Origin of the sequence: Herbidospora mongoliensis, from assembly GCF_001570545.1 — a bacterium.
Classification (GTDB): domain Bacteria; phylum Actinomycetota; class Actinomycetes; order Streptosporangiales; family Streptosporangiaceae; genus Herbidospora; species Herbidospora mongoliensis.
Genome location: NZ_BBXD01000011.1, coordinates 394,006 through 412,729, shown reverse-complemented (window position 1 = coordinate 412,729; position 18,724 = coordinate 394,006). Strand labels below are relative to the sequence as shown.

Here is an 18,724-nt window from a genome sequence, read left to right as displayed (position 1 = left end):
CGCACCTCAGTACATCAAAGTCGGGACGCGGCGTTCGGTCTCGGTCTCCACGACGGCGGGCACCGGTTCGTCCGGCCCCGCCTTCACGTGCCGGACCAGCAGGACGATCTCGGCGACGGTCAGCACGCCGTAGACCACGGTGAACAGCGCCAGCGAGATCGCGACCTCGGCCAGGCTGACGCCCGGCGACACGCTCGCCGCGGTGAGCAGCTCACCCTGGACGGTCCAGGGCTGCCGCCCGATCTCGCTCAGCAGCCAGCCGGAGATGATCGCCGCGATCGGCAGCGGCAGCGCCAGCACGCAGAGCCGGGCGAACCAGCTCGGCACCGGCCGCGCCTTCCGGCCGCGTCCCCGGGTCAGGAACAGCCCGAGGAAGGCCAGCCCGACCGTGGCCAGGCCGAACACGATCATCACGCGGAACGACAGGTAGACGACCGGCAGGTTCGGCGTGTAGTCGCCGGGCCCGAACTGGGTCACGAGGCGCTGGTTGATGTCGTCGATGCCCTGGACGACCGCGTTGGGGTCGTGCGCGGAGAGCAGGCTCAGCAGGTTGGGGACCTCGATGCCCGGCACCGGTGAGAACGCCGCCCCCGCGGTGTCGTGCCGCAGCCCCTCGGCGGCGGCCAGCTTCATCGGCTGCTGCTCGTGCAGGAGCTGCCCCGACATGTCGCCCGTGATCGCGACGATCGCCCCCGCGATGGCCGTCATGACCAGTGCGCCGCGCAGCGCCGCCCGCCACATGTCCACCCCGCGCCGCATGGGCGTGGTGGTGTCGAGGAAGTCCTTCTTCCGGGGGAGCAGCCCGGTGACGTTGCGCTCCCGCAGGATCCGGTAGCCGGCCACCGCCAGCACGAACCCGCCCGCCACCACGAACGACCCGGCCACCACGTGGGGGACCTGCGCGAGCGCGGTCGAGTTGGTCAGCACCGCCCACAGGTCGGTCATCCGCGCCCTGCCGTCGACGACCTCGTAGCCGACGGGGTGCTTCATCCAGGCGTTCGCGGCCAGGATGAAGTAGGCCGACAGGTTCGACCCGATGACCGCCGCCCAGATCGTGGCCAGGTGGAGCTTCTTGGGCAGCTTGTCCCACCCGAAGATCCACAGCCCCAGGAACGTCGACTCCAGGAAGAACGCCAGCAGCGCCTCCAGCGCCAGCGGCGCCCCGAAGACGTCCCCCACGAAGATCGAATACTCGCTCCAGTTCATCCCGAACTGGAACTCCTGCACGATGCCGGTGACCACACCCATCGCGAAGTTGATCAGGAACAACTTGCCGAAGAACTTCGTCAGCGTCAGGTAGTGCTCTTTGCCCGTGCGGTACCAAGCGGTCTGCAGACCGGCGACGAACACCCCGAGGCCGATCGTCAGCGGTACGAAGAGAAAGTGATAGACGGTGGTGATCCCGAACTGCCACCGCGCTAGGTCCAAAGCGTCCATGGTCCCCCCTACGGGATGCCTGAGCTCTACAGGGTGTAGTTCTACTTCAAGTAGTACTACGGGTTGTAGAGCTCGAAGCCCCGTGAGTACTGCGATCTTCGTCACATGACGTGGAAGACCGGGATCCGGAGCTCTCCCAACCCCCGGATCCCGGTGCTCACAACCCCCGTTGCGTCTACGAGAATGCCGCCCCGGGTGTCCCGGGCGACAGGGACGCACGCCCTGTCTCCACGGGATCCTTACGACATCGAATGATCCGGGCCCGGGGGCTTGCGGGGCGTCCGCCGCTGGGCTGATTCGCCGGTACCTCGCGCGGGGGACGGCCGTCCTCGACGGCTCCGTCGGCGGCGGGAACGCCTCGGCCCATCCGGATGAGCGCGGATGCGGGCTGTCGCCGCCGACGGGTGTCAGGCGAACAGAGAATTCTGACGGTACTTATCAAATGCGAGTAATGAATTACGGCTTCACGGCCACTCCGCCGTACGCCCACGCGTGGCCGCCACCGGGAATCGGCTCCTGGTATTCGTTCTCGTCCGGCCGCCACGTGACGACTTCGACGAGGCCGGGAGCGAGGAACGTCCAGTCCTGGAAGAATTCGTTCACCTGTGCGTGAGTGCGCGGGACCATCGAGGCCGGGCCCTTGTCGTAGGGCTTGGTGAACTCGCCCTCGGCCACCTGAGGGGCGAAGTCGAGCGTGATGTGCGACAGCAGCAGATGGCTGCCCGACGGCACGGCAGCCTTGTACCGCTCGACCAGTTCGCCGGGCTTGTCGTCGTCGGTGACGAAGTGCAGGACGCCGGCCATGATGATCGCCACCGGCCGGGTGAAGTCGAGGATCGCGTTGACCTGCGGATGCGCGAGGATGCTCTCCGGGTCGCGCAGATCGGCCTCGATCACCGTGGTCCGCCCCTCTTCGCTGCTCGTCAGCAGGGCGCGTCCGTGGACCAGGACGATGGGGTCGTTGTCCACGTACACCACGCGGGCCTCGGGGTTGATGCCCTGGGCGATCTCGTGGGTGTTCCCCTGGGTGGGGATGCCGGTGCCGATGTCCAGGAACTGGGTGATGCCGGCCTCGCCGGCGAGATGGCGTACGGCCCGGCGGAGGAAGTGGCGGTGGGCGCGCACGCCCTCGCGGGTGCCGGGTGAGAGCTTGATGAGCTGCTCGCCCGCCTCGCGGTCGGAGGCGAAGTGGTCTTTGCCGCCCAGGAGGTAGTCGTAGACGCGGGCCGGATGGGGGATCGTCGGGTCGATTCGCGTGAGGGGCGGGGCGTCGCCGATCGATGATGCCCGTAAACCGTCGCCGAAACCGGCCATTGTGTTCTCCCTCGGTGTTCCTGCGATCGAGCGTTCGCTCACTGTAGTCCGTTAAACCCGTTTCCCCATACTTGCGGGTCATTTGTCGGCGCAACCATTACGGGAAATCGGGCGATGAAATTTTCATCGGACATTTGTTGCATTCGCCGCGTTCGGGTTATTGCGGAGGGAGGAGTTCGTCCATATAGGCGCCGAGGTCGCCGAAGGTGAAGCCGCGCTTCTCGATCTTCCGCACCAGCTTGGCGAAGTCCTTCTCCAGCGGCGGCCGGAAGTGCAGGAGCAGGATGTCGCCCGGGCGGAGCCGCTTGTCCTCGACCTGGTAGGCGATCTTCGCGTCCGACTGGACCGACGCCGTCCACAGGACCACGGCGCGCAGGCCGCACTTCCCGGCGGCGGTGAGGGTCGCGGGGTTCCAGGATCCGAAGGGCGGGCGGAACAGTTCCGGTGCCCTGCCGATGTGTCTCCCGATCGCCTTGGAGGCGCCGCAGATCTCCGCCTTCTGCGCCTCCGGGCTGAGGGTGCGCAGGTCGGGGTGGGTGAGCGTGTGGTTCTCTATCGCCACGCCCAGGTTCTTGAAGTAGGGCCAGCCGCCCGCTCCGACGTACTTCCAGCCGGGCTCGCCGTCCGGCAGGTCCTCGGCCTCGACGGCGTCCCGGGTCGCGAAGACGGTGATGGGGATCCGGCGCTCGCGGACGATCCGGGCGAACCCCGGGTCCTGCTCCCAGCCGTCGTCGATGGTGAGGAAGACGACCTTGCGCTTGGTCGGGATGCTGCTGATGACGGGGAGTCCGTCCTGCTTCATCCGGGCTACCTCACCCGGGCGAGGTAGTCCGCTGGGTGTAGGGGATGGCGACGGTGTCCCGATCGGGGCGGCGGCGGGCGTGGACGGGGCCGCCTTCGGCGGGGGAGCGGCCTCGGGGGCCGCGCAGGCGCCCAGCACGAGGGCCGGCAGGATCATCGTCAGGGCCCGGCGCATGGGGCGTCATCTTAGCTTTGGACCGTGGCACAGGCGGGGACCTTGCCTCGGCGCGCGGCCGGGCGGCTCCCGCCGCCCGAGATTTCGGCATATGGGCCCGTCGAGGAGCCGCGGCACCGGCGCGCGGGCGCCTGCCGGGGATTCCAGCCGGTCTACGCTGTAGATCGTCGTCGTGGGCGGGTTCGTGAACATCTGCACGCTGTTCCCGCTCCCGGGCGGCAGATCTTGCCGTACTCGCCGATCGCCTGGATTCCCTAGTGTGCTCGGCAACCGAGGAGGTTGGCCGTGAAAGTCGTCGGCAATGCCCTGATCGGGGCGGAACGGTCGAAGGTCTGGGACGCGCTGCAGGATCCCGCCGTGCTGGTGCGCACGATTCCGGGATGTCAGCGTCTGGAGGCGGTCGGAGACGACGTCTACACCATGACGATCTCGGCCGGTGTGGCGTCCATCAAGGGCGTCTACCAGGGGCAGGTCGCGCTGACCGAGCCCAAGGAGCCCGAGACGTTCGTGCTCAAGGGGCGCGGCCAGGGCGCGCCGGGGACGGTCGACGTGACGGTGAACGTGCGCCTCACGGACGAGCCGGGCGGGACCCGGATCGACTACGACGCCGACGCCGTCGTGGGCGGGATGGTCGGCGGGGTCGGGCAGCGGATGCTCACCTCGGTGGCCAAGAAGATGGCGGGGGAGTTCTTCGCGGCGGTCGAGAACGACATCCTGGCCGTGCCCGCGGTCTTCCCCGACGCCCTGCCGCTCCCGGCCACGGCTTCCGGGGAGCCGCCGTTCGCGAGTCGGCTGTCCTTCGCGGAGCAGGCGGCCCCGACCGTGTTCACCAGGCCGGAAGACCCCGCTCGGGCACGCCGTGACGGCCCCCGCGCCTGGCCCCTCTTGGCCGCTTTCGGGATGGGCGCCGGGATCGCCCTGGGAAGTGCCGTCATCGGATGGCTTCTCGGACGTGCCAAGAAACGCTAGCGATCGGGCGATCTTTGGGCGTACGTTGTCCGCATGCGGGAGTCGCACGCGGAGGACGCTCGGGCCGAGGCACGAAGGCTGACCACCGACCTGCTGGGGGAGGACCGCCCTACGGCGGGCACTCTCCTGCGGGAGGCGCAGGCTGTGCTGGGCCGTGAACGCACCCGCCGCATCGCGGATCTGGTCCGTCTCGCCCCACTGACTCGGCGCTCAGCCGAACTGGCGGCCGTCGCCGCGCTCCTCGTCGGGACCGATGAGCTCGGCGGCGGTTGGTGGACGGTCAGTCGCGACGGGCAGCTGCCCGCCCCCGAAGAGGCGCTGGTCAAGGCCCGGCCGATCGAGCCGTGGGGTGACCTGACCGTTCTCGAGACGCTGGCCGCGTGGGTCTCCGACGACGTCGCCGACACCCTGTGGGGTCCGCCCGTCGGCACCGCCGACCTCAACTCCTGGCAGGCAGAAGACCGCGTCCCGGTGCCGCCGGGCGCCAGGTCGGGAGGCAAGCTGGTCGTCGCGTTCGACGCCGGCGGCCGTCTCGACGCCGTGGTGGTCCGCCGCTCCGACGACGAACTCGGCACCAACCTCGACTTCAACTCCCTCCGCTACGCCCGCCCGGCCGAGGCCCAGTGGTCGTGGGGCGTCGCAGCCGGTCTGGGGCCGCACCCGCTGCCGGGGGAGGAGCCCAGCCCGTACGACAAGGAGATCGACCCGAAGTCCGGCCAAGTGCTGCGTGAATGGACGATCCGGCACGGCGCCTCCACCGACGAGACCGGACCGGCCTGGCAGACCGTGGGCGAGGTCGTCGCGGCCGTCGAGCGGCTCAACTGGATGTGGCGCAGCGCCGAGTGGTTCGCCTGGTGGCGGGCGGTGTCGGCGCTCGTCGACGGCAACGACGAGCAGCTGACCGGACGGCTTCACGACCTCGCTAGATAAACGGGAATTCGGCCGCACCTGTCACGGGTTGCAGCCGATGTGAAGGTTGAGATCTTTTCTGACGTCATCTGCCCGTGGTGTTACATCGGGCACACCCGCTTCAACGCGGCCGTCCGTGCCTATGGCAAGCCCGTCCAGGTGGCCTACCGCCCGTTCCAGCTCTCCCCGGAGTCCGTCAGCGACGGCACCCCGCTGACGGTCTATCTGGAGCAGCGGTTCGGCAAGCAGTCGCTCCAGATGATCGAGCGCGTGGTCGGCACGGCGGCCGTCGACGGGCTGGAGCTCCGCTACGACCAGGCCATCGGCGCCAACACGCTGGAGGCCCACCGGCTGATCTGGCTGGCCCAGCGCGAGGGCAAGGCCCCCGAGATGGCCGACCGCCTGTTCCGGGCCCACTTCACCGACGGACTCGACGTCGGCGACGCGGCCGTGCTTTCCGACCTGGCCGCCGAGGTCGGGGTGGCCGACACGGGCGAGGGCGAGAAGGAGGTCCTCGCGGAGGTCGACCGGGCCCGGCAGCTGGGCATCACCGGGGTGCCGCTGTTCCTGTTCGAGGACAAGTACGCGGTCTCCGGCGCGCAGCCCGTCGAGGCTCTGGTCGGGGCGCTGCGCGAGGTCGAGCAGCGCGAACCGCTCTCGGTCCCCCAGGGCGACGCGTGCGAGGACGGGTACTGCCTCGTCGGGTAGCGAGACCGGCTCAGCTCTTCAAGCTGAGCCGGAAGCCCGAGTTTCGGTCGTCCGGAAATGGGTCTGCGACCACAATGTCCAAGGTTTTGCCCAAAAAACGGCCCCCCCGGTGACCGCTCTCATGCGATCTTCCGAAGGGCCTACAACGCCGATGACCTGGGGGCACACGTTGTCCGGCGGCCGGAGGTTCACGACCCGGCCGGGCAGGCTGTGACGAGTATTTTGGGATTCTTCGGCACAACCCGCTGATTCCCCACGTCGGGCAGGTCGGTAGAAACGGGGCATGTACAGCGTCCGAATCGGTGTCGACACGGGTGGCACGTTCACCGACGTGGTGCTCGTCGACGAGCGCACCGGCCAGATCGTGACGACCAAGACCCCGTCGACGCCGTCGAACCCGGCCGACGGGTTCCTCGCCGGAGTCGCCAAAGTCCTGGAGCTCCACGGGGGCGGACACGACCTGGCGAGCGTCTCGGCCCTGGTCCACGGCACCACAGTGGCCACCAACCAGCTCCTGGAAGACCGCCCTGACCGGTCGGACCATCTCGGCTTCATCACCACAGAAGGCTTCGAGTTCATCCTGGAGATCGCCCGTCAGAGCGTCCCGGACGGCTACGGCAACTCCTACTTCTGGGTGAAACCGCCCCGCATCGTGCCGGTGCACCGGGTGAAGACCGTGCCCGGCCGCCTCGATCACACGGGCGCGGAGGTCCGCCCGTTCGACGAGGACGCCGCCGCCGCGGCCGCGCGCGGGCTCCGCGACCAGGGTGTCACCGCGATCGGGGTGTGCTTCCTGCACGCGTACGCGAACCCCGCCCACGAGCGGAGGATGCGCGACGTGCTGGCCCGCGAGCACCCCGAGGCCGTGGTCTCCCTGTCGAGCGACGTGCTCCGGGAGTACCGCGAATACGAGCGCTCGGTCACCACGCTGGTCGACGCGGCGGTGAAGCCGATCATGCGGACGTACATAGGAAACCTGTCCGATCGCCTGGGCCGCAGCTTCTCGGTGATGAAGAGCAACGGCGGCGTGCTGTCGGCGGCGGAGGTCGTCAACCAGCCCATCACCACCGTGCTGTCCGGCCCGGCGGCCGGCGCCCTCGGCGCCGCGCTGATCGCCGGGACGGCCGGCCACCCGAGCGTCATCACCCTGGACGGCGGCGGCACCAGCACCGACGTGGCCGTCATCGTCGACGGGGAGCCCTCCCAGACCACGGAGGGCTCCATCGGGCGTTATCCCTGCAAGATTCCCATGATCGACATCGTGACCGTCGGAGCGGGCGGCGGCTCGGTGGCGTGGATCTCGCCGGAGGGGACGTTGAAGGTCGGTCCCCGTTCCGCGGGGGCCGACCCCGGCCCGATCTGCTACGGCAAGGGCGGCACCGAGGTCACCGTGACCGACGCCCACGTGTTCCTCGGCCGGGTCCCGCCCCACCTGCTCGGCGGCGAGATCCCGCTCGACGCGGCGGCGGCGAAGGCCGGGATCGAGGGCCTGGCCGCCAAGCTCGGCCTCACCCCGGAGCGCTGCGCGACGGGCATCCTGGAGATCAGCGCCTTCAACCAGTCGAACGCCATCCGCCAGATCACCGTCAAGCGCGGCCTGGACGTGCGCGACTTCCCGATGGTGGCGTTCGGCGGCTCGGGGCCGCTGCTGGTCTGCCGTCTGCTGGACGTCATGGGCCTGAAGAGCGCGATCGTCCCGCCCGACCCGGGGAACGTCTCGGCGTTCGGCCTGCTCACCGTGGACGTGAAGAACGACTACGTGCGCACCCATGTGACCACCGAACCTCGTCCGGAGGAGATCGAGGAGATCTTCCAGGACCTGGAGGCCCAAGCGGCGGAGGCGCTGACGCGGGAGGGCTTCACCGACCACGTCTACGTCCGCACCGCCGACCTGCGCTACTACGGCCAGGCCTACGAGGTGCGGGTGCCCTTCGACGGCGACGTCGAGGCCCGTTTCCACGAGGCGCACCAGAAGCTCTACGGGTACGGCTACCAGGACGACCCCCGCCACGCCGTCGAATGGGTCAACCTCCGCGTGAGCGGGATCGGCCCCATCACCCGTCCGTCGATCGCCCGCCGCCACGAGCAGATCGACGAGGCCACCCCGTTCTGCACCCGGGACGTCCACTTCGAGAACTGGGCCCGGACGGTCATCTACCGCCGCCGCGACCTGGGCGCCGGCGCCGTGGTCCACGGTCCGGCCGTCATCGAGGAGTACGGCTCCACCCTCCCGCTCCATCCCGGCTTCACCGCCACGATGGACGACTACGGCAACCTGGAGGTGCGCCGTGACCTTGGCTGACCCGATCCTGATCGAGATCGTCGAGGGGACGCTGGCGTCGGTCGAGATGGAGGTCGAGACCGCCATCGCCCGGACGGCCCGCTCGCCCATGATCCGCGACGCGCACGACTTCCGCGCCGGGATCCACGACGTGCGGCTGCGCAAGCTGACGGGGCGCTCCTACAGCGCCCTCGTGCAGCCGATCGTGCGCGACTTCCCCATCGAGACGATGAACCCCGGGGACGTCTTCTTCCACAACGACGTCTACCTGTCCGAGGGCGGGATCGGGCACCTGCCCGACCTGTGCGTGACGGTCCCCGTCTTCCACGACGGCCGCGTGGTCGCGTTCGTGCAGGCGTTCGGCCATCACGACGACATCGGCGGCTCCTGCCCCGGCTCGATGCCCTCAGGGGCGCGCAGCGTGTTCGAAGAGGGCCTGATGGTGCCCCCGATCAGGCTCTGGGACCGGGGCGTGCCCAACGACGCCGCGTTGCGGATCATGACGCGGAACTCCCGCATGCCCGACTCGCTGGCCGGCGACCTGGACGCGGAGTGCTCGGCCTGCCTGATGGGCGCGCGGCGGCTCGGCGAGCTGTTCGACCGCTACGGCCGGGGGGCCGTGGAGGCCTGCTTCGACGCGATCCTCGACAAGACGACGGAGACCTTCCGGCGCGAACTGCTGGCGAAGATCCCCGAGGGTGTGCACGTGTGGGAGGACTACGCGGAGCACGACGGCGTCGACGAGCCCCGCCTCCACGCCCAGCGCATCACCATGACGGTCGACCACAACGCCCCCGAACCCCTGGTGATCGACTTCACCGGGACCTCTCCGCAGGCCAAGGGCCCCATCAATCACGCCGGCGACTACGCCGACGGGGTGTTCCTGAAGAAGTGGCTGGCCCCGATCCTGCGGAACCTGGCCGACACCCCCGAGCGGATGGCGGAACTCGACGTCAACGAGGGCGTGGTGCCCCTGATCAAGATGGTCTTCCCGGAGAAGGGCACCCTGCTCACGCCGATCTTCCCGGCCCCCACCAACGCCCGGACCTTCGTGATCCTGCGTCTGCTGGGCGTGCTGGCCGGTGTGCTGGCCAAGGCCACCGGCGGGCGGATGCCCGCCGACCAGGAGACCATCCGCTACACGGGCGTCCACGGCCAGGACGCGGCCGGGAACGACTACCTGATGCGCGAGGTCCTCGGCGGCGGCTCCGGCGGCCGGTGGTACGCCGACGGGGAGGACACGATCCACGTCGTGCCCGACTCCCGCAACATCCCGGTCGAGTTCGCCGAGGCCCGGTGGCCGCTGCGGGTCGAGCGGCTGGGCCTGGCCGTCGACAGCGGCGGCCCCGGCCGCTACCGGGGCGGCCTGGGCTACGACAAGCACATCCGCCTGCTGCGCGACGCCTCGTTCATGAGCATCGCCGACCGGTCGATCCTGAGCTGCTGGGGCGTGAACGGCGGCAGGGCCGGGCGCCCGTTCGTGGTGACGGTCGACGGCGTCGAGATGGACGGGCTGGTCGACGACTTCCCGATCGAAGAGGGCCAGATCGTCCGGGTGCGGACGACCGGCGGCGGCGGCTGGGGTTCCCCCTTCGACCGTGAGCCGTCCCTCGTCGCCGACGACGTGCGTGACGGGAAGGTGTCCCGGGAGGCGGCGCGGGAGGAGTACGGGGTCGTCTTCGCGGACGGTCTCGAGGTCGACGAGGTGGCGACCGAGGCGCTGCGGGCGGAGCTGAGGGTGCCGCAGGAGGCGTTCTTCGACCGGGGGCCGGGGTTCCCGAAGCTGTCGGGCGGCCTTCCCCACGCCGACGTGGACGTACGCGAGTAGGCCGGCCCGGTATCTTCGACCTGGAGTTCCGCGGCGTGGCGCAGGCTGGAGATATCCTCACGATCGTGGTGGATTGGGCGCTTCGGCCGGCTTCGCGGGACGACGTCGAAGACGTGGCCGAGCTACGGGCCGTCGTCCTTCGGCCGGACCTCGAACGGCTCGGCCGCTACGACGAGCGCCGGGTACGGCAGCGTCTGCGCGATGGATTCGCGCCGGAGCACACCTGGATGATCGAGGTCGGCGGCGGCGTCGCGGGCTGCGTGGCACTGCGGCCGGAGCAGGGCGTCACCTGGCTGGAGCACTTCTACCTGGACCCGGACGTCCAGGGGATGGGCATCGGCTCGGCCGTGCTGGCCGGGCTGCTGGAGCTGTGCGACCGGGAGGGCGCCGTGGTCCGGCTCAACGTGCTGCGGGGCAGCCCGGCCCGCCGCCTGTACGAGCGCCACGGATTCACCCTCGACACCGAGGACGACGTGGACGTTTTCATGAGGCGCGCCCCCAGGGAGCGGCCGGCCTCGCGACGGTGATCGGCCTGGTGCCGGCGCTCTGGACCGCCATCGCGGCCGGTGAGCCCGCCTCGCGGGAGCCCAACGTGGAGCCGCGCGACACCCGCAAGACGGACCCCGACCAGGTGCCCTGACCAGGTGGCCCGCTGTTTCCCGCCGCGGCCCGGGGGCAGGCCGGAACCATGACCCCTGAGGCGAACGACACCTTCGGCTTCGAGTTCGACGGCCGCTACCGGCGGCTGCTGGACGTGCTGGGCATCCGTCCCGCCACCAGTGGGGTGGTGGTGAGCGGAGACGGCATCCGGGTGCGGTTCGGGCCCTGGGAGCTCATGACCGGTTTCTCCAACCTGGCGGGGGTCGAGATCACCGGGCCGTACACGGCGGCCAAGGCCATCGGTCCGCGTGTCTCGCTCGCCGACCGGGGGCTGACCTTCGGCACGAACACGCGGCGCGGGGTGTGCCTGCGGTTCCACCGGCCGGTTCCGGGTGGCGAACCGACGGGGCTGCTGCGTCATCCCGGTCTCACCGTCACCGTCGCCGATCCGCAGGCGCTGGTCGACCGGCTGCGGCCCTACGTCAAGACCAGGTGATCTCGAAGGTCGTGCCGTCCACCCTCGCGTCGGCCTCGACCGGCTCGCGGGCGAACCAGGCGTCCTCGGCCGCCGTCCACGCGAGCCAGTCGGCGGTGTGCCCGACGCCGTCGCGGGCGGCCACGCGGGCCCGCCGGATCTCCCTGGGCACCTCCACCCACATCCGGATCGCCGCCGGGCACGACGCCCGCGCCACGCTGACGCCTTCGACGATCACCACCTCGACCGGGGGCACCTCCACTCGATCGGCATAGGTGCCCCGGCGCCAGTCGTACCGGAGAAAAGAGGCTGGTGAGCCGCGCCTCAGCGGCTCCAGCACGGCACGTTCGAGATGGGTGAACCAGGATTCGGGGCCCTGGTCCCAGGGGATGGGGAAGTCGTCGCTGTGCACCACGGGCGCCCCGTTCAGCGCCTCGGAGAGCAGGCCGGCGAAGGTCGTCTTGCCCGAGCCTCCCGGTCCGTCGATCGCGACCAGGCGGCTGGGGCCGCACGACGGTTCCAGGCGGGCGATCCGGGCGGCCACGTCTGCGACAGTCGGCATGTCCTGATCGTGCCAGCCTCGGGCGATCCGGGTAGCCTGCGGGCTCCCCGTGAAAATTTTCGGAAGGACTGATCGTGCAGGGACCCCTCACCGGTGTCGTGGTGCTCGACCTGTCCCGGGCGCTGGCCGGCCCCCACGCGGCTCAGATGCTCGGCGACCTGGGCGCTCGTGTGATCAAGATCGAACATCCCCAGGGCGGGGACGAATCGCGCGGCTGGGGCCCGCCCTTCGTCGGCCCAGATGGCGATATTTCGACCTATTTCCTGGCGGCCAACCGCAACAAGCAGTCGATCACACTCGACCTCAAGGCCTCAGACGACCGCGACACGCTCACCCGGCTGATCCGGCACTCCGATGTCCTCATCGAGAACTTCCGCTCCGGTGTCCTGGCACGTCTCGGCTTCTCCACCGAGAGGATCGAGGAGCTCAACCCGCGCATGGTCCTCCTGTCGATCACCGGTTTCGGCCACGACGGCCCCGAGGGCGGCCGGCCCGGTTACGACCAGATCGCCCAGGGGGAGGCGGGCCTGATGTCGATCACCGGGCCGCCCGGACAACCCCACCGCGCCGGGCCGTCGATCGCCGACCTGCTGGCGGGCATCCACGGCGCCTACGGCGTCGCCGCCGCCCTCTACGAACGCGAGAAGACCGGTAAGGGCGGCGTCATCCGCACCTCCCTGCTGGCCTCGGTCGTCGGCGTGCACGCCTACCACGGCACCCAGTGGACGGTCGCGGGCCAGGTCCCGCAGGCCAACGGCAACCACCACGCCTCGATCGCGCCGTTCGGGGCCTTCCGCTGCGGCGACGGCATGATCCAGATCGCGGCCGGCAACGACGGCCACTGGCAGAAGGTCGCCACCCTCCTCGGCATCGACCCCGCCCGGCCCGAATACGCCACCAACCGCGACCGTTTCGCCCACCGCGACGAGCTCGTCAACGAGATGGAGAAGGTCCTCACCACGGAGACCCGCGACCACTGGCTCGGCGCGCTCGCAGAAGCCGGGGTTCCCGCCGGGTCGATCCGGACCATCGACGAGGTCTACACCTGGGACCAGACCCGCTCCCAGGGTCTCCTGGCCGAGGTCGACCACCCCGTTCTGGGCCCGATCGAACTCCCAGGACCGGTGCTCCGCTTCGACCACCACACCTCGCAGGATCACACCGCCCCGCCCGCCCTCGGCGCCGACAACGACGCCGTCCTCGACTGGCTCAAGGGGAAAGAGGCGCCGTGACCCCGGAGAGACCCGACGCGCGCACCCTGATCGAGGTCGTGCTCGACCCCGGCTCGTGGGTCTCCTGGGACCGTCCGCCCGTCGAGGCGGCCCCACCCGGTTCCGAATACGCCGGCGAACTGGTCGCGGCCCGCCTCAAGTCGGGCTACGACGAGTCGGTGATGACCGGCGAGGGCGGTCTCGGCGGACGCCGGGTCGCCGTGGTCGCAGGGGAGTTCTCCTTCCTGGCCGGGTCGATCGGCGTCGCGGCGGCCGAACGGCTGGTCAGCGCCGTCGAGCGGGCCACTCTTGAGCGGCTGCCGCTGCTGGCCGCGCCCGCCAGCGGGGGGACCCGCATGCAGGAGGGGGCGCTGGCGTTCGTCCAGATGATCAAGATCACCGCCGCGGTGACGGCGCACAAGGAGGCCGGGCTTCCCTACGTCGTCTACCTGCGCCATCCGACCACCGGAGGCGTCTTCGCGTCATGGGGTTCGCTGGGCCATGTCACCGCCGCCGAACCGGGCGCGATGATCGGCTTCCTGGGGCCGCGTGTCTTCGAGTCCCTGTACGGCTACCGCTTCCCCAAGGGCGTCCAGGATTCGGAGAACCTGTTCGCCCACGGCCTGGTCGACGCGGTGGTCCCGGCGGCCGAGGCGCGCGAGATCGCCATCAGGGCGCTGAGCGTGCTCTGCGCGTCCAAGGACCTGCCGGTGCTGCCGCCGACGACGGAACCCGAGGCCAGAACCGACGTCCCCGCCTGGGAGGCGATCATCAGCTCCCGCCGCGACGACCGCCCCGGCGTGCGGACCCTGCTGAAGCTCGCCGCCACCGACGTCACCCCGCTCAACGGCACCGGCGCGGGCGAGAGCGACCCGGGCCTCCTGCTGGCCCTGGCCCGCTTCGGCAGCGCGCCGGCCGTGGTCCTCGGCCAGGATCGGCGCGGCGCCCGAGCAGGCCTGAAGATCGGCCCGGCGGGCCTGCGGGTGGCCCGGCGCGGCATGAAGCTGGCCGAGGAACTCGGCCTCCCGCTGGTCACCATCATCGACACGGCAGGCGCGGAACTCTCGAAGGCGGCCGAAGAGGGCGGCCTGGCGGGGGAGATCGCCCGCTCGCTCGCCGACCTGGTCATGCTCGACGCCCCCACCGTCTGCCTGCTCCTCGGCCAGGGCTCCGGCGGCGCGGCTCTGGCGCTGCTCCCGGCCGACCGGGTTTTGGCCGCCCAGCACGCCTGGCTCTCGCCGCTCCCACCGGAGGGGGCGTCGGCGATCCTCTACCGCACCGTGGATTTCGCCCCGGAGATCGCCCAGGCCCAGGGGGTGAGGGCGGCGGACCTGAAACGCGACGGCATCGTCGACCGCATCATCGCCGAATGCCCCGACGCGGTCTACGAACAGCCCGCCTTCACCAAACGCGTGGCCAGGGCGTTGGAAGAGGAGATCGCCGCGCTGCTGGTCCAGCCCACTGAGGGCCGTGTCGACCGCCGGATCGCCCGCTATCGGGCCGTCGGTTCGGCGTGACCCGCGGTCACCAGGCCTTGCCCGCCTGCTCCCGGATCGTGCGGTTGATCCGGTTGAAGAAGTTGGTCAGCGCGATCTCCAGGTTGAGCGCGGACAACTGCCCGTCGTCGAAGTGAGCGGCCGCGGCGTCCCAGATCTCGTCGGTCACACCCGGAGCGCCGTCCTGGATCCGGGTGGCGGCCTCGGTCAGCGCGAGCGCCGCCCGCTCCGCCTCGGTGAAGAAAGGCGTCTCGCGCCAGGCGACCACATTGTGCAGTCGCTCGTCGGTCTCGCCGTGCCTCTTGGCCGTGGCGACCCCGGCGAAGACACACGGGCTGCAGCCGTTGATCTGGCTGGCGCGCACATGGACCAGCCCGAGCAGTCGCGGGTCGACGCCACTGGCGTGGATGGCCTTGTAGAGGTGCTGGATCGCCGTCGTCACGTCGGCGTCCGCCTTGCTCTTCATGCGTGCTTCCATCGGTCTTCCGCTCCCTGATCGGTTACCTGTGCCCGTTCGGGCACGTCATGACCTATGACGGAGCGGATCCAAGGAAGGTAACGGCATGTTCGACAGCGAGGCGTTCGAGGCCCAGCGCGACCGGCTGCACGCGGTCGCCCACCGCATGCTCGGCTCACACGCCGACGCCGAGGACGTGGTTCAGGAGGCCTGGCTGCGGCTCTCCCGTCAGGACCCGGCGACCATCCACAACCTCGCCGGCTGGCTGACCACGGTGGTCGGCCGGATCAGCCTCGACGTCCTGCGATCCCGCCGGACCCACCCCGAGGACCGGCTGCCCGACCTCGTGGTGGTGGCCGACGACGCTCCCGCGCCGGAGGACGACGTGGCGCTCGCCGACTCGGTCGGTCTCGCGCTCCTGGTCGTCCTGGAGTCGCTGGGACCCGGCGAGCGGCTCGCGTTCGTCCTGCACGACCTGTTCGCGGTGCCGTTCGACGAGATCGCCCAGATCCTCGGCAGGTCCACCGACGCCGCCAAGATGCTCGCCAGCCGCGCCCGCAAGAAGGTACGCGCGACCGAGCACCCGGCCACCGCCGGGCCGGAGCAGCGCGCGATCGTCCAGGCCTTCCTGTCGGCGGCCCGACACGGTGACTTCGAGGGGCTGCTGCGGGTGCTCGACCCGGAGGTGAAGCTGACCGTCGACGCCCCCGGCGACGTGGTCGTCGTCCTCGGCGCCACCAAGGTCGCCGCCGGCGCGACCGCGCGGGCCTCCGCCGGCACGGCCACCCGAGGGCGGGCGGTGCTGGTGAACGGCCTCCCCGGCTTCCTCGCCTGGCGCGCGGACGGGACTCCGCTCTCACTCATGGCGTTCACCGTCGTCGACGGCCGGATCGCCGCCATCACGACCGTGATCGACCCGGCCAGGCTCGCGGCGATCGACCTGCCGGATCCGGCCTAACTCGACGTCAGCGGGATGGCGATGCGCTCGACCCTGATCGAGTGCACCTCCTCCCGGGGCACGACGACCTCGTAGGCCCCGTGGTCGACGAGCCAGTAGCCGAGTGCCTCGGCCTTCAGGCCGCTGTGTCCCGTGTACGCGATGTGCAGCCCGCCGTCTTCACCGTCGTCCTCGTCGAGGACCAGGCAGGGCTCGCCGCCGAACTCGCCGACCGTCCGCAGCAGCACCAGACGGTCGAGGTCCTTGATCGTCACGGCCAGGCGGTGGTAGCCGCGCCCCCGCTCGAACCCCCGTTCGGCCGATTCGCTGAACAGCACCACGTCGTCGCCGCCGGGACCGATCGCCGCCGGGTAGTTGCGGCCCCGGTAGGTCGCCATGAACCCCAGTCCTACGGGTTCGATCTCGGCGCTCATGCCGCCGGCCGCCACGAGAGGCCGTCGAAGGCCGCGAACAGGCGTTCGCCCTGGCGGGTGAGGTTGATGATCTCGGCGCCCGCCGGGATCGGCATGGGCATGGTGTGGAACTGCGGCACGACGTGCTCCCGCGAGGCGGTGAAGCCGTTTCCGGCGAAGGGGGGCGAATCGCTCCAGTCGCCGCCCATGTGGGGGCCGTAGGGAACGACGTAGGTGTCGATCTCCCGCGCCAGCCAGCGCAGGATGTAGAGCTCCGGCACACCGTGGACCAGCTCGGACCCCTCGAAGGTGAGGTCGAGCGCGTCGACGATCGCCTGGGGGGTGGTCAGCCGCTCGCAGTCCTGCACCCGGTAGACGTAACCCGAAATAACGGTGCGCCGCCCGGCCAGGTATGGCACGAGCAGACGCGGTGGGATCACCTTCTGCATACGCGTGCTCTGCCCCGGCTCTGTCATGGGGGACAGTTTACGAGCGATTGACTTCCTCACCTCCCCTTAGGAGTGATTCACCCGCCAATGTCCGTGATTGTGAATCGGCGGTGCATCAGCGAGGGCACCGCGGCGCGGACCGCCTCCGCTCTGGCCATGTCGATCACGGCGGTGCCGACGCCAGGCGCGGGGCCCAGGTCCCTGGTCACCACGCCCATCGGGTCGACGAGCATGCTGTGGCCGACTCCGAAGCCGTCTTGGTGCGGCGGCTGGCCGACCGCGATGGTCCAGGTGGTGTTCTCGATCGCGCGGGCCCGGACCATGGTCGTCCAGTGATCCTCTTTCAACGGCCCGGACGCCCACGCCGCGATCACCGCGAACACCTCGGCCCCCTGGTCGACGAGCTTTCTGAACAGCTCGGGGAACCGCACGTCGTAACACGTGGCCAGGCCGACCCTCAGCCCGGCCAGCTCGACGACGACCGGTGCGGAGCCGGGGCTGACGAACTCCGACTCGCGAGAGCCGAACGAGTCGAAAAGATGGATCTTCCGGTACGCCCCCCTGAGCGCCCCGTCGGCGTCGACGGCCACCGCGGTGTTGACGACGCGTTCGCCGTCGGGTTCCCAGACCCCGGCGATCAGAGCGGTGCCGAATTCACTGGCGGCCTCCTGGAGACCGGTGACGAACGGCCCGTCGAGGGGTTCGGCCACGTCGCCGATGTGGCGGCCGAACCGGCTCAGCGTGGCTTCGGGGAAGACGACCAGGTCGGCTTCCGAGGAGGCCAGCGCGTCACGCACGGCCTCCAGGTTCTTCTTCGGCTCGTGGTCGATCGGGATCTGTCCCAGCGCTACGACGGTCACCCGCACCAGTCTGCCTGTTGGGCACCACCTTCATCCAGGTGAGGCACCGCCAAACCCATTCCAGGGGGCCGTAGCGGAACTTCGACAGCCACCACGTGGAGAACGCCCACTGCACGATGAGGGTCACCGCAGTGACCACGACGACGGAGAAGAACGTCTGCGCCCCGGCGGTGATGATGACGAACGAGCTGGTGACGTAGTTGGTCAACGCCATCCGCCCCAGCGGCTCGAACGCCCGGGGGCTCAGCAGCAGGAACCCCGAGGCGTAGACCGCCGCCCCGGCCAGCGCCGCCAGGAATCCGCCGACGCCCCAGAGCGTGAACGCCACCAGCACGACCACGCTGCCCAGGAAGACCGGCAGGCTCGGCTTCGGGCCGCCGTAGTCGACGCAGGCCAGGCCGAGCAGGAACAGGCCGCCGATGAGGGTCCACGGGTTCCCCTGCACCACCGACCAGACGACCACGACGGCGCCCAGCACCGGGTTCAGCCATTTGGGCAGGTAGCCGGCCGGGAGTAGGACGACCACGCCGAAGATGGCGTAGGGGAGCAGCACCTCGCCGGGCATCAGCCACCAGTGGCCGACGCCGAACAGCGCCAGCACGGCCAGCCGCCGCAGCATGATCAGCCGGTCGTCGTGGGCGCGCAGGAACAGGGCGAAGCTCACGCCGAACAGGAAGGCGAAGATCGGATAGAAGCGGCCCTCGACGTGGCTCATGAACGCGGCGCCCTCGATGGGGCGGGGGTCGACGTGCTGCCAGGTGTTGACGAGCATGATGCCGCAGACCGCGAATCCCCTGAGCGCGTCGAGCTCCCGGATCCTGGCCATGCGAACAGAGTAAGTT

19 protein-coding genes are annotated in these 18,724 nt (G+C 70.2%); 10 read left to right on the top strand and 9 right to left on the bottom strand.

All coding sequences use genetic code 11. From position 1 onward, the window contains the following. Window positions 1-6 precede the first annotated feature (6 nt). The 3 genes from AW272_RS13430 to AW272_RS13420 form a co-directional block, all read right to left on the bottom strand. Window positions 7-1,437, bottom strand: a complete 1,431-nt coding sequence (locus AW272_RS13430; RefSeq protein WP_066364229.1) for a cytochrome ubiquinol oxidase subunit I — start codon at window positions 1,435-1,437, stop codon at window positions 7-9. 456 nt (window positions 1,438-1,893) lie between these two features. Further along, complete coding sequence (locus tag AW272_RS13425; RefSeq protein ID WP_066364227.1) at window positions 1,894-2,751, bottom strand: SAM-dependent methyltransferase; 858 nt, start codon at window positions 2,749-2,751, stop codon at window positions 1,894-1,896. A 157-nt stretch (window positions 2,752-2,908) separates the two neighbouring features. Continuing rightward, window positions 2,909-3,727: a polysaccharide deacetylase family protein gene (locus AW272_RS13420; RefSeq protein ID WP_083958271.1), complete on the bottom strand. Its 819-nt coding sequence runs from the start codon at window positions 3,725-3,727 to the stop codon at window positions 2,909-2,911. A gap of 285 nt (window positions 3,728-4,012) precedes the next feature. Here AW272_RS13420 and AW272_RS13415 point away from each other — a divergent pair, with 285 nt between their 5' ends. The 7 genes from AW272_RS13415 (at window position 4,013) to AW272_RS13385 (ending at window position 11,518) form a co-directional block, all read left to right on the top strand. Next, a complete protein-coding gene (locus AW272_RS13415) occupies window positions 4,013-4,696 on the top strand; it encodes an SRPBCC family protein (protein ID WP_066364222.1) in 684 nt (227 codons plus the stop codon). A gap of 33 nt (window positions 4,697-4,729) precedes the next feature. Next, on the top strand, window positions 4,730-5,626 hold the full coding sequence (locus AW272_RS13410; RefSeq protein ID WP_066364221.1) for a hypothetical protein: 897 nt from the start codon (window positions 4,730-4,732) through the stop codon (window positions 5,624-5,626). Between the two features lie 39 nt (window positions 5,627-5,665). Beyond that, window positions 5,666-6,313, top strand: coding sequence for a DsbA family oxidoreductase (locus AW272_RS13405; protein WP_066364219.1), 648 nt, complete (start codon window positions 5,666-5,668; stop codon window positions 6,311-6,313). 283 nt (window positions 6,314-6,596) lie between these two features. Next, the gene (locus tag AW272_RS13400; protein ID WP_066364217.1) at window positions 6,597-8,615 is read left to right on the top strand and encodes a hydantoinase/oxoprolinase family protein; all 2,019 of its coding nucleotides are present in this window, start codon (window positions 6,597-6,599) and stop codon (window positions 8,613-8,615) included. Beyond that, window positions 8,602-10,422, top strand: coding sequence for a hydantoinase B/oxoprolinase family protein (locus AW272_RS13395; RefSeq protein ID WP_245657508.1), 1,821 nt, complete (start codon window positions 8,602-8,604; stop codon window positions 10,420-10,422). The genes AW272_RS13400 and AW272_RS13395 overlap by 14 nt, the downstream gene beginning before the upstream one ends. A 65-nt stretch (window positions 10,423-10,487) precedes the next feature. Further along, window positions 10,488-10,949, top strand: coding sequence for a GNAT family N-acetyltransferase (locus AW272_RS13390; RefSeq protein WP_066364216.1), 462 nt, complete (start codon window positions 10,488-10,490; stop codon window positions 10,947-10,949). Between the two features lie 161 nt (window positions 10,950-11,110). Next, complete coding sequence (locus AW272_RS13385) at window positions 11,111-11,518, top strand: hypothetical protein (RefSeq protein ID WP_066364214.1); 408 nt, start codon at window positions 11,111-11,113, stop codon at window positions 11,516-11,518. On the opposite strand, the gene AW272_RS13380 is transcribed toward AW272_RS13385, so the two are convergent. Continuing rightward, window positions 11,505-12,059 carry a uridine kinase family protein gene (locus AW272_RS13380; RefSeq protein WP_066364212.1) on the bottom strand — a complete coding sequence of 185 codons (555 nt, stop codon included), beginning with the start codon at window positions 12,057-12,059 and terminating at the stop codon, window positions 11,505-11,507. The two genes, AW272_RS13385 and AW272_RS13380, sit on opposite strands and share 14 nt — an antisense overlap. 74 nt (window positions 12,060-12,133) lie before the next feature. Here AW272_RS13380 and AW272_RS13375 point away from each other — a divergent pair, with 74 nt between their 5' ends. Further along, complete coding sequence (locus AW272_RS13375; RefSeq protein ID WP_066364211.1) at window positions 12,134-13,291, top strand: CaiB/BaiF CoA transferase family protein; 1,158 nt, start codon at window positions 12,134-12,136, stop codon at window positions 13,289-13,291. Then, the gene (locus AW272_RS13370; protein ID WP_066364210.1) at window positions 13,288-14,787 is read left to right on the top strand and encodes a carboxyl transferase domain-containing protein; all 1,500 of its coding nucleotides are present in this window, start codon (window positions 13,288-13,290) and stop codon (window positions 14,785-14,787) included. The genes AW272_RS13375 and AW272_RS13370 overlap by 4 nt, the downstream gene beginning before the upstream one ends. A gap of 7 nt (window positions 14,788-14,794) precedes the next feature. Here the strand turns inward: AW272_RS13370 and AW272_RS13365 are convergent, their stop codons facing one another. Next, window positions 14,795-15,232, bottom strand: coding sequence for a carboxymuconolactone decarboxylase family protein (locus AW272_RS13365; RefSeq protein ID WP_369408732.1), 438 nt, complete (start codon window positions 15,230-15,232; stop codon window positions 14,795-14,797). A gap of 97 nt (window positions 15,233-15,329) precedes the next feature. Here AW272_RS13365 and AW272_RS13360 point away from each other — a divergent pair, with 97 nt between their 5' ends. Then, window positions 15,330-16,181 carry a sigma-70 family RNA polymerase sigma factor gene (locus AW272_RS13360; protein ID WP_066364208.1) on the top strand — a complete coding sequence of 284 codons (852 nt, stop codon included), beginning with the start codon at window positions 15,330-15,332 and terminating at the stop codon, window positions 16,179-16,181. On the opposite strand, the gene AW272_RS13355 is transcribed toward AW272_RS13360, so the two are convergent. From AW272_RS13355 to AW272_RS13340, 4 genes are read right to left on the bottom strand one after another with little or no spacing between them, the layout of a single operon-like run. Next, window positions 16,178-16,594 (bottom strand): hypothetical protein, encoded by a 417-nt coding sequence (locus AW272_RS13355; RefSeq protein ID WP_066364715.1) that lies wholly within the window; start codon window positions 16,592-16,594, stop codon window positions 16,178-16,180. The two genes, AW272_RS13360 and AW272_RS13355, sit on opposite strands and share 4 nt — an antisense overlap. Next, the gene (locus AW272_RS13350) at window positions 16,591-17,049 is read right to left on the bottom strand and encodes a hypothetical protein (protein WP_066364206.1); all 459 of its coding nucleotides are present in this window, start codon (window positions 17,047-17,049) and stop codon (window positions 16,591-16,593) included. The genes AW272_RS13355 and AW272_RS13350 overlap by 4 nt, the downstream gene beginning before the upstream one ends. 50 nt (window positions 17,050-17,099) lie before the next feature. Beyond that, window positions 17,100-17,882, bottom strand: a complete 783-nt coding sequence (locus AW272_RS13345) for a carbon-nitrogen hydrolase family protein (RefSeq protein WP_066364204.1) — start codon at window positions 17,880-17,882, stop codon at window positions 17,100-17,102. After that, window positions 17,812-18,708 (bottom strand): DUF418 domain-containing protein, encoded by an 897-nt coding sequence (locus tag AW272_RS13340; protein WP_066364202.1) that lies wholly within the window; start codon window positions 18,706-18,708, stop codon window positions 17,812-17,814. Before AW272_RS13340 ends, AW272_RS13345 begins: the two co-directional genes overlap by 71 nt. Window positions 18,709-18,724: the final 16 nt, after the last annotated feature.